General features: G+C 29.9%; 11 protein-coding genes and 2 tRNA genes. 10 read left to right on the top strand and 3 right to left on the bottom strand.

Features of this window, described 5'->3' with window-relative positions; genetic code table 11:
* Positions 1 to 60: 60 nt before the first annotated feature.
* Positions 61 to 795, bottom strand: coding sequence for a glucosamine-6-phosphate deaminase (gene nagB, locus E0K96_RS10175; RefSeq protein WP_168082982.1), 735 nt, complete (start codon positions 793 to 795; stop codon positions 61 to 63).
* Positions 796 to 981: 186 nt separating this feature from the next.
* Here nagB and ptsP point away from each other — a divergent pair, with 186 nt between their 5' ends.
* The gene (gene ptsP, locus E0K96_RS10170) at positions 982 to 2,691 is read left to right on the top strand and encodes a phosphoenolpyruvate--protein phosphotransferase (RefSeq protein WP_224759450.1); all 1,710 of its coding nucleotides are present in this window, start codon (positions 982 to 984) and stop codon (positions 2,689 to 2,691) included.
* A gap of 38 nt (positions 2,692 to 2,729) precedes the next feature.
* Here the strand turns inward: ptsP and E0K96_RS10165 are convergent, their stop codons facing one another.
* Positions 2,730 to 3,197 carry a GAF domain-containing protein gene (locus tag E0K96_RS10165; RefSeq protein WP_087245123.1) on the bottom strand — a complete coding sequence of 156 codons (468 nt, stop codon included), beginning with the start codon at positions 3,195 to 3,197 and terminating at the stop codon, positions 2,730 to 2,732.
* A 57-nt stretch (positions 3,198 to 3,254) separates the two neighbouring features.
* Here E0K96_RS10165 and E0K96_RS10160 point away from each other — a divergent pair, with 57 nt between their 5' ends.
* The 4 genes from E0K96_RS10160 (at position 3,255) to E0K96_RS10145 (ending at position 8,946) form a co-directional block, all read left to right on the top strand.
* Positions 3,255 to 4,481, top strand: coding sequence for a deoxyguanosinetriphosphate triphosphohydrolase family protein (locus tag E0K96_RS10160; protein WP_168082980.1), 1,227 nt, complete (start codon positions 3,255 to 3,257; stop codon positions 4,479 to 4,481).
* A 61-nt stretch (positions 4,482 to 4,542) separates the two neighbouring features.
* Positions 4,543 to 5,475 (top strand): homoserine O-acetyltransferase MetA, encoded by a 933-nt coding sequence (metA, locus tag E0K96_RS10155; RefSeq protein ID WP_168082978.1) that lies wholly within the window; start codon positions 4,543 to 4,545, stop codon positions 5,473 to 5,475.
* Between the two features lie 134 nt (positions 5,476 to 5,609).
* Complete coding sequence (locus E0K96_RS10150; RefSeq protein ID WP_168082976.1) at positions 5,610 to 7,520, top strand: glucosaminidase domain-containing protein; 1,911 nt, start codon at positions 5,610 to 5,612, stop codon at positions 7,518 to 7,520.
* Between the two features lie 13 nt (positions 7,521 to 7,533).
* Positions 7,534 to 8,946 (top strand): cadherin-like beta sandwich domain-containing protein, encoded by a 1,413-nt coding sequence (locus E0K96_RS10145; RefSeq protein WP_168082974.1) that lies wholly within the window; start codon positions 7,534 to 7,536, stop codon positions 8,944 to 8,946.
* A 15-nt stretch (positions 8,947 to 8,961) separates the two neighbouring features.
* Here E0K96_RS10145 and E0K96_RS10140 read toward each other — a convergent pair whose 3' ends face one another.
* Positions 8,962 to 9,384, bottom strand: a complete 423-nt coding sequence (locus tag E0K96_RS10140) for an NUDIX hydrolase (protein ID WP_087245120.1) — start codon at positions 9,382 to 9,384, stop codon at positions 8,962 to 8,964.
* 99 nt (positions 9,385 to 9,483) lie between these two features.
* On the opposite strand from E0K96_RS10140, the gene pepV reads away from it, so the two are divergent.
* The 5 genes from pepV (at position 9,484) to E0K96_RS10115 (ending at position 13,647) form a co-directional block, all read left to right on the top strand.
* The gene (pepV, locus tag E0K96_RS10135) at positions 9,484 to 10,854 is read left to right on the top strand and encodes a dipeptidase PepV (RefSeq protein ID WP_168082972.1); all 1,371 of its coding nucleotides are present in this window, start codon (positions 9,484 to 9,486) and stop codon (positions 10,852 to 10,854) included.
* 62 nt (positions 10,855 to 10,916) lie between these two features.
* Positions 10,917 to 11,002: transfer RNA gene (locus tag E0K96_RS10130), tRNA-Leu, on the top strand.
* Between the two features lie 12 nt (positions 11,003 to 11,014).
* A tRNA-Leu gene (locus E0K96_RS10125) sits at positions 11,015 to 11,100 on the top strand.
* A 51-nt stretch (positions 11,101 to 11,151) separates the two neighbouring features.
* A complete protein-coding gene (locus tag E0K96_RS10120; protein ID WP_168082970.1) occupies positions 11,152 to 13,305 on the top strand; it encodes a Tex family protein in 2,154 nt (717 codons plus the stop codon).
* Positions 13,306 to 13,647 carry an arsenate reductase family protein gene (locus E0K96_RS10115; RefSeq protein ID WP_087304739.1) on the top strand — a complete coding sequence of 114 codons (342 nt, stop codon included), beginning with the start codon at positions 13,306 to 13,308 and terminating at the stop codon, positions 13,645 to 13,647.
* Positions 13,648 to 13,715: the final 68 nt, after the last annotated feature.

Genomic DNA, 13,715 nt, shown 5'->3' with positions numbered 1-13,715 from the left:
CTAGATGATTTATCATAACAAGTGCAACAAAAAAAACTCCAAGATTGGAGTTTTTATCTTTTATTTATTTTTTAATAAACTTGCAGCAGCTTCATCAACAACTAAAATACAATCAGGATGATCTTGTAAAGCACTTGCAGGTACATCTGTTGTTTTTGGTCCTTCAACTGTAGCTTGAATAGCTTTTGCTTTTCCTTCACCAGAAGCAATAAGAAGCACTTTTTTAGCTTTCATAATATTTGCAATCCCCATACTTACTGCTTGAGTAGGTACATCTTCAATTTTACCATTAAAGAATAAACGTGCATTGTCTTCAATTGTAGATTGTTTTAAATCAACCTTGTGAGTAACTGAATCAAAAGGTGTTCCTGGTTCATTGAAACCAATATGTCCATTAGAACCAATTCCTAATAATTGAATATCAATAGGATTGTCTTCTAATAATTGGTTATATGCTTTACATTCTTCATCAATATTGCCATTTCCTTTTGGAACATGAACATTATTCATATCAATATCTAATTCATTAAATAAGTTATGACACATAAAATAATGATAACTTTGAGGATGAGATTGATCTAAACCAAAATATTCATCAAGATTAAATGATTTAATACCTTTGTATGAAGTTCCATTTTTCTTGTGATCTTCTCTCATCAATTCATAAAGTCTAATAGGTGTAGATCCCGTAGCTAAACCTAAATTAGCAGTTGGATTGTTTTTAACAACATTCAACATAATTTCACAAGCTTTTTGACTTGCTTCTTCATAATCTTTTACAATAATGACTTCCATCTTTGTCCCTCCTATAATATACTTTTATTATATAACAAGCATAGTGAAATGAAAAGCTATATTTTCATATTTTGAAAATTATAAATTTAACCTCATTATAAATTTAATAAATATAGAAAGTTTAATCTTTATTTTATATTGAAAATAAGGTAAAATAAATTTATATGGAGGTAGGTCAAAATGACAATGATTAAAGGTATTGCGGCATCTAATGGTATTGCAATTGCTAAAGCATACAAATTAGTTATGCCTGATTTAACAGTAACTAAAGAAACTGTTGAAGATGTAGAAAAAGAAATTAAAGCTTATGAAGATGCAATGGATTGCACAAGTAAGCAACTTGAAGCTATTAAGGAAGCTGCTTCAAAAAATTTATCTGCTGAAGAAGCTGCAGTTTTTGATGCACATGCTTTGGTTTTATCTGATCCTGAATTAAAAACACAAGTTGAAGATAAAATTAAAAATGAAAAATGTAATGCAGCTGCTGCTTTAGAAGAAGTAGCTAATACATTTGTAGCAATGTTTGAATCTATGGGTGATGAATACTTTAGAGAAAGAGCTGCTGATATTAAAGATGTTTCTCGTCGTTTATTAGCTAATCTTTTAGGAAAATCATTACCTAACCCTGCTTTAATTGATGAAGAAGTTGTGATTATTGCTGATGATTTAACACCTTCTGATACAGCACAATTAAATAAAAATTTAGTTAGAGGATTTGCTACAAATATTGGTGGAAGAACTTCACACTCTGCTATCATGGCAAGAAGTTTGGAAATTCCTGCTGTTGTTGCTTGTAAAACAGTGACTGATGAAGTTAAAGATGGAGATATGATTGCTCTTGATGGTATTGAAGGAGTTGTTATGATCAATCCTGATGAAGATACTATTAAAGAATATACTCAAAAACGTGATGAATATATTGCATATAGAGAAGAACTAAAGAAATTAGTTAATGAAAAAACAGTTTCAACTGATGGTCATCATGTTGAATTAGTTGCAAACATCGGTTCACCAAAAGATTTAGCTGGTGTTAAAGAAAATGGTGGTGAAGGTGTAGGTTTATTTAGAACTGAATTCTTATATATGGAATCTGCTGAATTACCAAGTGAAGATAAACAATTTGAAGTATATAAAGAAATTTTAGAAGGTATGGCTGGTAAACCTGTTGTTGTAAGAACACTTGATATTGGTGGAGATAAGGAAATCGAAGCTATTGATTTACCTAAAGAAATGAATCCATTCTTAGGTGTACGTGCAATTCGTTTATGCTTCCAAAGAGAAGATATTTTTAGAACTCAATTAAGAGCATTATTAAGAGCTTCTGTTTACGGTGATTTAAGAATCATGTTCCCAATGATTGCGACATTAGGAGAATTTAGAAAAGCTAAAGGTATCTTAATGGAAGAAAAAGAAAAATTGGTTGCAGAAGGTGTTAAAGTATCTGATACTTTACAAGTTGGTATCATGATTGAAATTCCTGCTGCTGCAGTTTTAGCTGATCAATTTGCTAAAGAAGTTGATTTCTTCTCAATTGGTACTAATGATTTAATTCAATATACATTCGCTGCTGATAGAATGTCTTCAGGTGTATCTTATTTATATCAACCATTTAACCCTTCAATCTTACGATTGGTTAAACATGTTATTGAATCAGCACATAAAGAAGGAAAATGGGCAGGTATGTGTGGAGAAATGGCAGGAGAACCAATGGCAGCTCCATTATTACTTGGTTTAGGATTAGATGAATTCTCAATGTCTGCAACTTCAATTTTGGCACAAAGAAAATTAATTAGAGAATTATCTCAAAAAGAAATGGCTGATTTAGCTAATCAGGCAATTAATTGTACAACAATGGAAGAAGTTGTTGAATTAGTTGAAAAAGTTATTAAAAAATAGAACATACAATAGAATTTAAAATGTAAAAAGGACAGTGTTCATTGTGAACGTTGTCCTTTTTTAAAAATATATTCAGCAATAATTTCTACTATTTTTTCTAAAAAATCCTGATCATTTAAAGTAAATCTATTAAAATAGGGAGAATCAATATCTAAGACACCCATTAATTCATTTTGTACGATTATAGGAATAACAATCTCACTTTTACTACGACTATCACAAGCAATGTGACCACTAAATTGATGTACATCTGCGACACATATTGTTTGATGTAATAAAGCTGCTTTACCACAAACACCTTGACCAATAGGAATCCTTAAACAAGCTACTTTACCTTGGAAAGGACCTAAAATGAGTTCATGATTATCAACGAGATAAAATCCTACCCAATTAATATCTGGAATGATTTCATTTAAGAAAGCAGACATATTTGCCAGGTTAGCAGTGATATTTTCCTCATCTTTCACTAATTCATAGGCTTGCTGTAAAAATAATTGTGTATTCATTGCTTTCACCTCTTTTTTAGTATAACATAAATATATCATAAATGAGAGGTAGTAGAAATGGAAAAACAAAAATTCAGTGACTATGGTATGTTTGAAGGACATTCTGAATATGAGCTGGCTGTACAAAGATGTGAAGATATATATCAAAGAAGATATGACTTAAGAAGTGATTTTGCAAGAGATTATACCAGAATTATCTTTTCACAAGCGTATCGTCGTTTAAAACATAAAACACAAGTTTTTTTTGCTGTCGAAGATGATCATGTCTGTACACGCAGTGAACATGTCAATCTGGTTGAGTCTATCTCATATACAATTGCACATCAACTGGGTCTAAATACAGAACTTACAAAAGCCATTGCAGTAGGACATGATTTAGGTCATGCACCTTTTGGGCATGGTGGTGAAACTATTTTGACTGATATTGCTAAATCTCATGATTTAGATAAGTTCTGGCATGAAAAAAATAGTTTGCATTTTGTTGATCATATTGAATTATTAGAAGATAATAACCATTATCAGCATAATTTAAATCTTACATATGCTGTACGTGATGGAATTATATCTCATTGTGGAGAAATGAATCAAAAATATATTCAAAGAAGAAAAGAATATATCAATCTTAATGATTATCAATATGCAGGACAATACAATCCATGGACATATGAAGGATGTGTTGTAAAGATGGCTGATAAAATTGCTTATTTGGCTAGAGATATTGAAGATGCTTTACGTTTAAATGTTTTAACACAATCTCAAATTGATGAATTAAGAACACAATTAAATCAAATGGGGAATTATCAATTTCATGCGATTAATAATGGTTCTGTTGTCAATTATTTTATACATGATGTGGTGGAAAATTCTTGTGTAGAAAAAGGAATCGGCTTATCTCAGGAAGCTTTTGATAAAATGAAATTTATTATGAAATTCAATTATCAAAATATTTATTTAATTAAAAGGGTTCAAGTTCATGAAAAATATGTGTCTTTAATTTTGCATTCTATTTTTGATTTTTTATATGATTATAAAAATCATGATGATTTTATTAAAGATTTAAAGCAGGATTTAAAACAATATCCAAAGTTAATAGGTCATTATTTAGCGTGGCTAGAAAAATACGCTGTTATAGAAAATTATTCGAGAAAAAATGAATATCATAATCATGTTGTTTATGATTTTATCCATGATTCTCAAGCTTTTGAAAAAAGTATTATAGATTATCTAGCAGGAATGAGTGATGCATTTATTATTCAGCTTTTTAATGAGTTGATTTCTTTTTAAAAGATATTCAAGTCTTTTATGAAATATGATAAAATGAAGCGAGAAATGAGGGGAAATAATTATGCCAATCAAAATACCAGATAATTTACCTGCTGCTAAAATATTAAAAGAAGAAAATATATTTATTATGAGTGAAACACGTGCAACAACACAACGCATTAGACCGTTAAAGTTATTAATTTTAAATATTATGCCTACCAAAATTGTAACGGAAACACAATTATTAAGATTATTATCTAATACACCTTTACAAATTGAAGTAGATTGGATTCACATGGCAAGTCATGAGTCTAAAAATGTTTCAAAAGAACATTTGTTAGCTTTTTATAAAACTTTTGATGATATTAAAGACAATAAATATGATGGTTTAATTATTACAGGAGCACCAGTTGAAAAACTTGAATTTCAAGATGTGGATTATTGGGATGAATTGACAACATTATTAGAATGGTCTAAAACACATGTCTTTAGCAGCTTCTTTATTTGCTGGGCAGCACAGGCAGCCTTACATTATTTTTATGGTGTTTCTAAGTATCTATTACCACATAAATTAACTGGTGTATATTTACATCATACGAATGTTGAAAAAATGCAAAGAAAAATTTTGCGAGGTTTTGATTATCAATTTTATGCACCTCATTCACGTTATACCAGTGTATCTAAAGAAGATATTGAAAAGATAGATGACTTAGATATTTTAGCTGAATCAAAGGATGCAGGAGTTTATATAGTTGCTTCAAAAGATGGATCACGTTTTTTTGTGACTGGACATCCTGAATATGATCCTGATACTTTAGATAAGGAATATAAAAGAGATTTGTCTAATCCAGATATTATCAGTGAAATGCCAAAAAATTATTATTTGAATGATGATGTCAATAATGAAATACAAGTCAAATGGCGTTCTCATGCTTACTTGATTTTTGCAAATTGGTTAAACTATTATGTTTATCAGGAAACACCTTATAATTTGGAAGATTTAAAAGAAAGATGATATTTATTAGCAGATTATGGGAAATCTGCTAATAAAATCGTCTTTTTTTGTTGAAAAAGCCTAAAATCAATTGAATTTTATGTGACCTTCATATATAATTTTATTCGGAATGTAATGAAAGAAGGGGTGTTTTAATGAGAAAAAAAATCTGTCAATTGTGTATGTTAGTTATCTCATTAACATTAGTTATAGGGTTAGTTATAAATGTTTCAAATCAAAATAAAGTAGAAGCTGAGGATGAATCTATTCCTACTGATGATAGTTTTTTTGTAATTAATGAGGATGGTGAAATTGAATTTATTGATCCTACTGAAGAAGACATGAAACAAATTAAAGAGGAAAACGAAAACCAAGAATATAAAGTTGTAGTCAATGATGGTGAAAATGAAGAAGTCATTGCTGAGTATGACAATTATGCTGATGCTGAAGATACATTTGATCAAATTACTAATCAAGAAGTTTTAAATAAAGTAGCTCGTTTTAGTGTTGAGTCATCAACTAATGATATTAATACTGATGATGTTCAAATATTATTAAATGATGAGCCTTTAGCAAGATCGAATACATATAATATTGTTAAGTTTAAAAGAACTGTTAAGTATAATAGCAGTGGAGACGAATATGTAGCAAATATTAATTACACAGAAGTTGATACTAATCGTAGTGGGTACTTAAATCCAACATCAGTGGCAGATGCTGCTTATATTAAGATGGACGGTAGTAGCTATATATGTAAAGTTGGAGGAGTAGTTATAAAGGTTAAAGCCAGTGATGTTGCAGGTACACCTACTTATCAAGAAGCCGACAATAATAAAAATTTAAGTTATTATACAGTAAGTGGTGGTAAATTATATCATTACTATTCTTATTATTTATCTGCATCTAATATATCTCGCTATTCAACAACGGTAGGATATAAACCATCTTATTTAGATTCTGGAGAGAAATATTATAGCTATGATGGGCATTATTTTTATACTACCTTTGAAAAAATGATTAATGATTATAGAAATAATACATATAAAAATTCTGTGAATTATAGTAATCCATACTATAATTATTATCAGTATGTATCACTACGTTCTAAAACAAATTTATCTGCTGAGCAGTTAAATAACAGAATTAATAATAAAGTTAAAATACCAACATCGTCTAAGATGTATAATAAAGCACAGGCTTTTATCAATGCACAAAACAAATACGGTGTAAATGCTTTGGTTATGTTTGGGATAGCTTGCAATGAAACGGCATATGGTACAAGTAATATAGCAAAAACAAAAAATAACTTATTTGGATTGAATGCGGTTGATTCAAGCCCTGGGCAAAGTGCAAATTATTTTACAAGTGTCGAGCAATGTATCAATGAATTCGCGTATGAATGGATGTCTAAAGGATATTTAGATTCATATGATAGTCGTTATAGAGGTCCTCATTTAGGTGATAAGCATAGTGGTTTGAATGTCAAATATGCATCTGATCCTTTTTGGGGAGAAAAAGCTGCTTCACAAGGGTATTCAATCGATACATCAAAAGTAGATTATAATCATTATTCAATAGGAATTGGCACTGCTGATGTTATAAATGTCTATAATCAAGCAAATCCTAAATCTACGATTTTATATAATTCTGAAGCTGTAGTTTCAAGTGGACAATCTGCTGATGTATATGATTATCCATTACTTGTTTTAGGAAAAGTAACTGGTAGCGATGGACAAACATGGTATAAAGTACAGACTGATGTTCCTTTAAATGAAAGTAGAACAAAAAGAGATGTTAATGCATTATATGATTTTTCTAATCATTATGGATATGTGAAAGCAAATGAAGTAACGCTATTAGGACAAGTAGAATCTACTTATTCTAAGGGAGATGTTAGTTTGGATGGGAAAATAAGTCCAACAGATTATGTTTTGGTAAGAAGATATCTATTAAAAACTGTAACTTTATCATCTACTCAAATAGAAGTTGCTGATATGAATAGTGATGGGAAAATATCGCCAACCGATTATGTTGGTATTCGAAAGATTTTGTTGAATTTAAACTGAAAGGAATTTTAGAATGAAGAGATTTTATAAATTATTATTATGTTTATTTATATTATTTGGAACTTTGGTAATTAATACATCAAAAACATTTGCAGCTGGTGTTAGTTTATCAGCATCTAGCACATCTATAACTATCGGACAAACAATCACTTTTACATTGAGTGTTACTGACTGCTATGCACTTATTAATAGTGCAAGTTCAAATAATGGAAGTGTTTCTGGAGGAAGTGGAGATATTGATGCGTTAGGAGAAACTAAATATGTTACTTATAAAGTTACTCCTACTTCAGTAGGAAGTGGTTCTTTTACAGTTAGTGGAGTATATTCGGCTTATACAGGGTCTTCTGAAGATCAATCTTTTAGTAAAAGCATTAGTTTTGATGTAAAAGATAAAAGTTCTTCAGGTGGAAATCAAAATTCAAACTCTAGTTCAAGCACAAATAGTACACAGTCTACAACAAATACAGCTGAAGAAGTAAAACAAGAAGATACACGTTCAAAAGAAAATTCTTTAGCTAGTTTATCTGTTAGTGAAGGAACTCTTTCCCCTTCTTTTAAGGCTTCTACAACAAGTTATACTGTAAATTTACCTGCGGATAAAACAAAAATTACAATTTCTGCAAAAGCTAAGGATAGTAAAGCTTCGGTTAGTGGAACTGGTGAAAAAAAATTAGATGTTGGTAAAAATACTTTTACAGTAAAATGTACAGCTGAAAATGGAAGTGTAAAATCATATAAAATCGTTGTTAATGTTGATGAAACTCCACTTGTATATACCGAGTATAACGGAAATAAATTAGGGGTAGTTAGAAATTTAGATGGAATTGAAGGACCAAATAAGTCTTTTAAAGAAACTCAAGTTTCTTTAGATGGAAAAGAAATTCCTGCATGGACTAGTGAACAGATGAATAAAACAATTGTTTATTTAGTAGATGAAAATAATGAAAAAAGTTTTTATTTATTTGAAGATGGAAAAGTAACTTCTAAATTTGAGCCTATATCTTTAAATGGTATTAATATGTTCATTGTTGATATTCCTGAAAAAAATCAAAACATTGATGGTTTAAAATTTACTACTTTAAAAATAGAAAAATTAGATATACCAGGTTGGATTTTTGAAGATAAAAAATTTGAGAATTATGAATTAATTTATATCATGTTAGAAAATGGTAATATGGCATATTATCTTCATGAAAAAACAGAAAATACTTTAATGTTATATTCTGATGGATTTTTACAACAATTTGAAGAAATTGGAAATTTAAAGGAAAAGAATTCTTCAACTGAATTAATGAGAAATATTTTTATCGGCACTACAGTTGTATTTGCATTATCAACTGCAGTTGTTGGTTATATGTATTTTAATTTCAAGAAAAAATCTATTTCAGCAATTAAAGATTATTATGACAAGAAAAATCAAGGATAATGAATCCTTGATTTTTTAGTCTTCAATATTCATTGATTCATATTCTTTAAGTGTTGTAATAATGTCATCATAGATTTTCTGATCAACATAATTAAGTAATTCGTCACTAGAAACAAAACGATATTCAGTGTGTTCATGAGAGATTTGAACATGATCATTGGTTGGAATAGCTAAAAAGCCAATACCAACGGTTTGATAGTCAGGTCGAACGGCTGTAAAAGTATACACTGGTTTGATGATTCTCACATCTAAATTTGTTTCTTCTTTTAATTCTCTAATAAGAGCCTGGTGTGGTGTTTCACCATATTCTAATCCACCTCCAGGAAGTTCCCAAAAACCAAGTCCATCACTAGAAGGACGTACTCTTTTGAGAATCAGGATTTTTTGATGATAAATGACAATAGCTTTGACGGTAATATGAAATCTGATATTTTCCATATGTTTATTCCCTCCATTTTATATATCATATCATTTTTTTAACAAAAAGTATCGTTTTATTAAAAATGTTTGCTATAATAATTGAGAGGTGATTTTAAAATGATTGATTTTTTAGAAGAAGTCTATAAAAGAAAAGATAAAATGATAGAAGATATACAGACATTATGTAAAATACCATCTATTTTAGATGAAACAACAGCTAACGAAGGACAACCATTTGGAAAAGCATGTCGTGATGCGTTAGATGCTATGTTAGAAATAGGTGAGAGAGATGGATTTGTTTGTGAAAATGTTGATGGTTATGCAGGACATATTGATATAGGAGAGGGAGAAGAAATTTTTGGTATTTTAGGACATTTGGATGTTGTGCCTTGCAATGAGAGTGGATGGAACAGTGAACCATATGCAGCAACTTTAAAAAATGGAAAGTTATATGGGCGAGGAGTAGCTGATGATAAAGGACCACTCATTGCTGCTTACTATGCTGCTAAAATTATTCGTGAATTAAATTTACCTGTGAAAATGAAAACAAGAGTGATTTTTGGATGTAATGAAGAAAATGGTTCAAAATGTATGCAATATTATTTTACAAAGAAACCTTATCCTTCAATGGGGTTTACACCAGATGCAGAATTTCCTGTTGTCTATGGAGAAAAAGCAGGTGTTAATTTTAAAATAATTGGTGAAATTGAAAACGATAATTTAATAGGACTTTATTCTGGAAATAGAGCAAATATTGTTCCAGAAGTTTGTGAAGCTTATTTAACAGGTTCATATAAACAATATAGAGAATCATTTGCTGAATATTTATCTGCTCACCAATTAGATGGATATGTTGAAGAAGAAGGAAATCATACAAAACTTGTTTTGATTGGAAAATCTGCTCATGCCTCTACACCAGAATTAGGAATTAATGGGGCTGTATATATGTGTCATTATTTATCAACTATATCACAAAATCAATTAGTTCAATTTATTGATCAATATTTTTATAATGATTGTTATGGGGAAAAATTAGGTATAGCTTATACGGGATTAATGGGTCCATTAACAGTGAATTTAGGGGTTATCAATTACAAGGATGGACATGTTAATATGATTATAGACATGCGTGTTCCTCATGAAGTGACAGATGAACAGTTGACAGCAAAAATGCAAAAATGTCTTAACATTTATGGATTAAAAGAAACACATCATTTAGGAAAAGCTTTATATATAGATCCTCAAAGTGAATTGATTCAAAAGTTGCATAATGCTTATGTTGAATTTACAGGTGATCATAATCATCAACCACAGGCTATAGGTGGTGGCACATATGCAAAAACAATGCCTAATTGTGTTGCTTTTGGTATTGAATTCCCAGATAGTGATAATAAGATTCATCAAAATAATGAAGAAATTTCTATTGATGATTTAATGAAGGCAACAGCTATCTATGCAAAAGCTATTTATGATTTGATTAAGGAATAGAGTGAATTCTCTATTCCTTATTGCATAGAAATATGATTTTTGTTATAATATAAACGCTAATTGCAGGCGTGGTGGAATGGTAGACACGCTATCTTGAGGGGGTAGTGGAAGTATTTCCGTGTGAGTTCAAATCTCATCGCCTGCACCATTTTTGTTTTACGCATCTGTGGTGGAATTGGTAGACACGCTATCTTCAGGCGGTAGTGGATTTAATCCGTGTGAGTTCGAGTCTCATCAGATGCACCAATTGATTGAGCATTGTTTATCAATGTGTTTTTTTATTATTGGAGGATTTTTATGAATCAAGAAATTATACAAAAAATGGCTGAAGAATTATCCATTCAAGAACAACAAATTCAAAATGTTTTATCTTTATTAGAAGAAGGAGCTACTGTTCCTTTTATAGCACGTTATCGTAAAGAAAAAACAGGTGGATTAAATGAAGAACAAATTAGAGAAATTTCAAAAGTATATGAATATCAAGTCAATCTTCAGGAACGAAAAGAAGATGTTATTCGTTTAATTGATGAAAAAGGTTTATTGACTGAAGAATTAAAACATAATATTTTAAATGCTTCTAAATTAAGTGAAGTTGAAGATTTTTATAGACCATTTAAAGAGAAAAAGAAAACTAAGGCATCTATTGCTAAGGCAAAAGGATTAGAGCCATTGGCTCAATCGATTTTAAAATTACCTAGAACTTTCGATTTGGAAAAAGAAGCTCAAAAATATTTAAATGAGCAAGTATTAACTATTGAAGAGGCTATTCATGGAGCCAAAGATATTATTGCAGAACAAATAAGTGATGAACCACGTTATCGAAAATATACAAAAGATATGATTTATAAGACAGGTATGATCTCTTCTCATGTCAAAAAGAAAAATCCTGATCAAGAAGATGGGATTTATGAAATGTATTATGATTATCAGGAAAGGGTTCAGTATATTGCATCACATCGAATTCTTGCGATTAATCGTGCTGAAAAAGAAAAGGTGTTAACAGTTTCTATTGATATTGATACAGATCGCTTCATTCAATATATTTATAATGGTGTTATGCGTAGACGTGAATCTTCGCTAGATACTTTTATTGAAGATACTGTTAAAGATGCATTTAAACGTTTGATTTTCCCATCTGTAGAAAGAGAAGTTCGTAATGAATTAACAGAAAAAGCACAGGAACAGGCATTAAATGTTTTTTCAGTAAATTTGGAAAATCTTTTATTACAGGCACCAATGAAAGATAAATATGTATTAGGGGTTGATCCGGCTTTTAGAACAGGATGTAAATTAGCGGCTATTGATCCAACTGGTAAAGTGTTAGATATTCATAAAGTTTTCATTACTATACCTAAAGATGATTACACTAAGGATGAAAAAATATTACTGTCTATGATTCAAAAATACCAAATTGAAATTATTGCCATTGGAAATGGAACTGCCAGTCGCGAAACAGAAAGCTTTATAGCGCAGTTTATTAAGAAATATAATCTAGATGTACAATATGTCATCGTGTCTGAAGCGGGAGCTAGCGTTTATTCTGCAAGTACAATTGCTAAGGAAGAATTTCCAGATTATCAGGTAGAAGAAAGGTCAGCTGTTTCTATTGCCAGACGTTTACAAGATCCTTTAGCAGAACTTGTTAAAATTGAGCCAAAGGCTATTTCAGTTGGTCAATATCAACACGATATGAATCAAAAGAAATTAACAGAACAGTTAGATTTTGTGGTAGAAAAAGTTGTCAATCAGGTAGGAGTCAATATTAATACAGCGTCTCCTTCATTACTACAATATGTATCTGGTTTATCAATCTCTACAGCTAAAAATATTGTGAAATATCGTGAAGAACATGGTAAATTTACATCTCGTGAACAAATTAAAAATGTAAAAAAACTTGGAGAAAAAACATATGAATTGGCTGTTGGATTTTTAAGAATTCTATCTGGTAATGAAAAATTAGATGAAACGAGTATTCATCCAGATAATTATAATGATGCGAATCATCTTTTAGAGTATCTTCATTTACAAAAAAATGATATTGGTACAAAACATGCAAAAGATGTGATTGAACAAGTATCTATTCAGCAGATTCAAGAAGATTTACACTTAGATTCTTATTTAGCTGAAGATTTAATAGAAGCTTTTATATCTCCACATCGCTCTCCTCGTGATGAATATAATGTTCCTATTTTACGAAAAGATGTTTTAAAAATTGAAGATTTGAAAAAAGGAATGAAATTACAGGGAGTTGTGAGAAATGTTGTTGATTTTGGTGCCTTTGTTGATATTGGATTAAAAAATGATGGTTTAATACATATTTCTAAAATGTCATCTCATAAAGTGAAACATGCTTTAGATGTATGTCATGTTGGAGATATTTTAGATGTATATGTTTATGATGTTGATTTGAAGAAAAAAAGAGTAGCTTTATCATTAATGGAGGTGGCATAAATGGAATTTATATATTATCCACGTTGTAGTACGTGTTTAAAAGCTTTAAAAAAGCTTAAAGAACAGGGAATAGATGTGACATTACGAGATATTGTCAATGAAACACCGACTCAAGAAGAATTACTGTGTTGGATACGTCAAAATGGAAAAGGAATCAAACCATTTTTTAATACATCTGGAAAACTTTATCGTGAAATGAATTTAAAAGATAAAATAAATGATATGAATGAAGATGAAGCAGCATTGTTATTATCTCAAAATGGTATGTTAATCAAGCGTCCATTGCTTATTGATGGTGAAAAAATTATTATTGGATATCAAAAAGAAATTTATGAAAAATAGATTTCTTTTTTTATTATTTATTTTGAAATGATTTTATATCTGTTATACTAAAAAAAGATAGAAAGAGG

This window comes from Massilimicrobiota sp. SW1139 (assembly GCF_012027715.1).
In the GTDB taxonomy this organism is placed as follows: domain Bacteria; phylum Bacillota_I; class Bacilli_A; order Erysipelotrichales; family Coprobacillaceae; genus Allocoprobacillus; species Allocoprobacillus merdigallinarum.
This window is presented reverse-complemented; position numbering and strand designations above follow the sequence as displayed.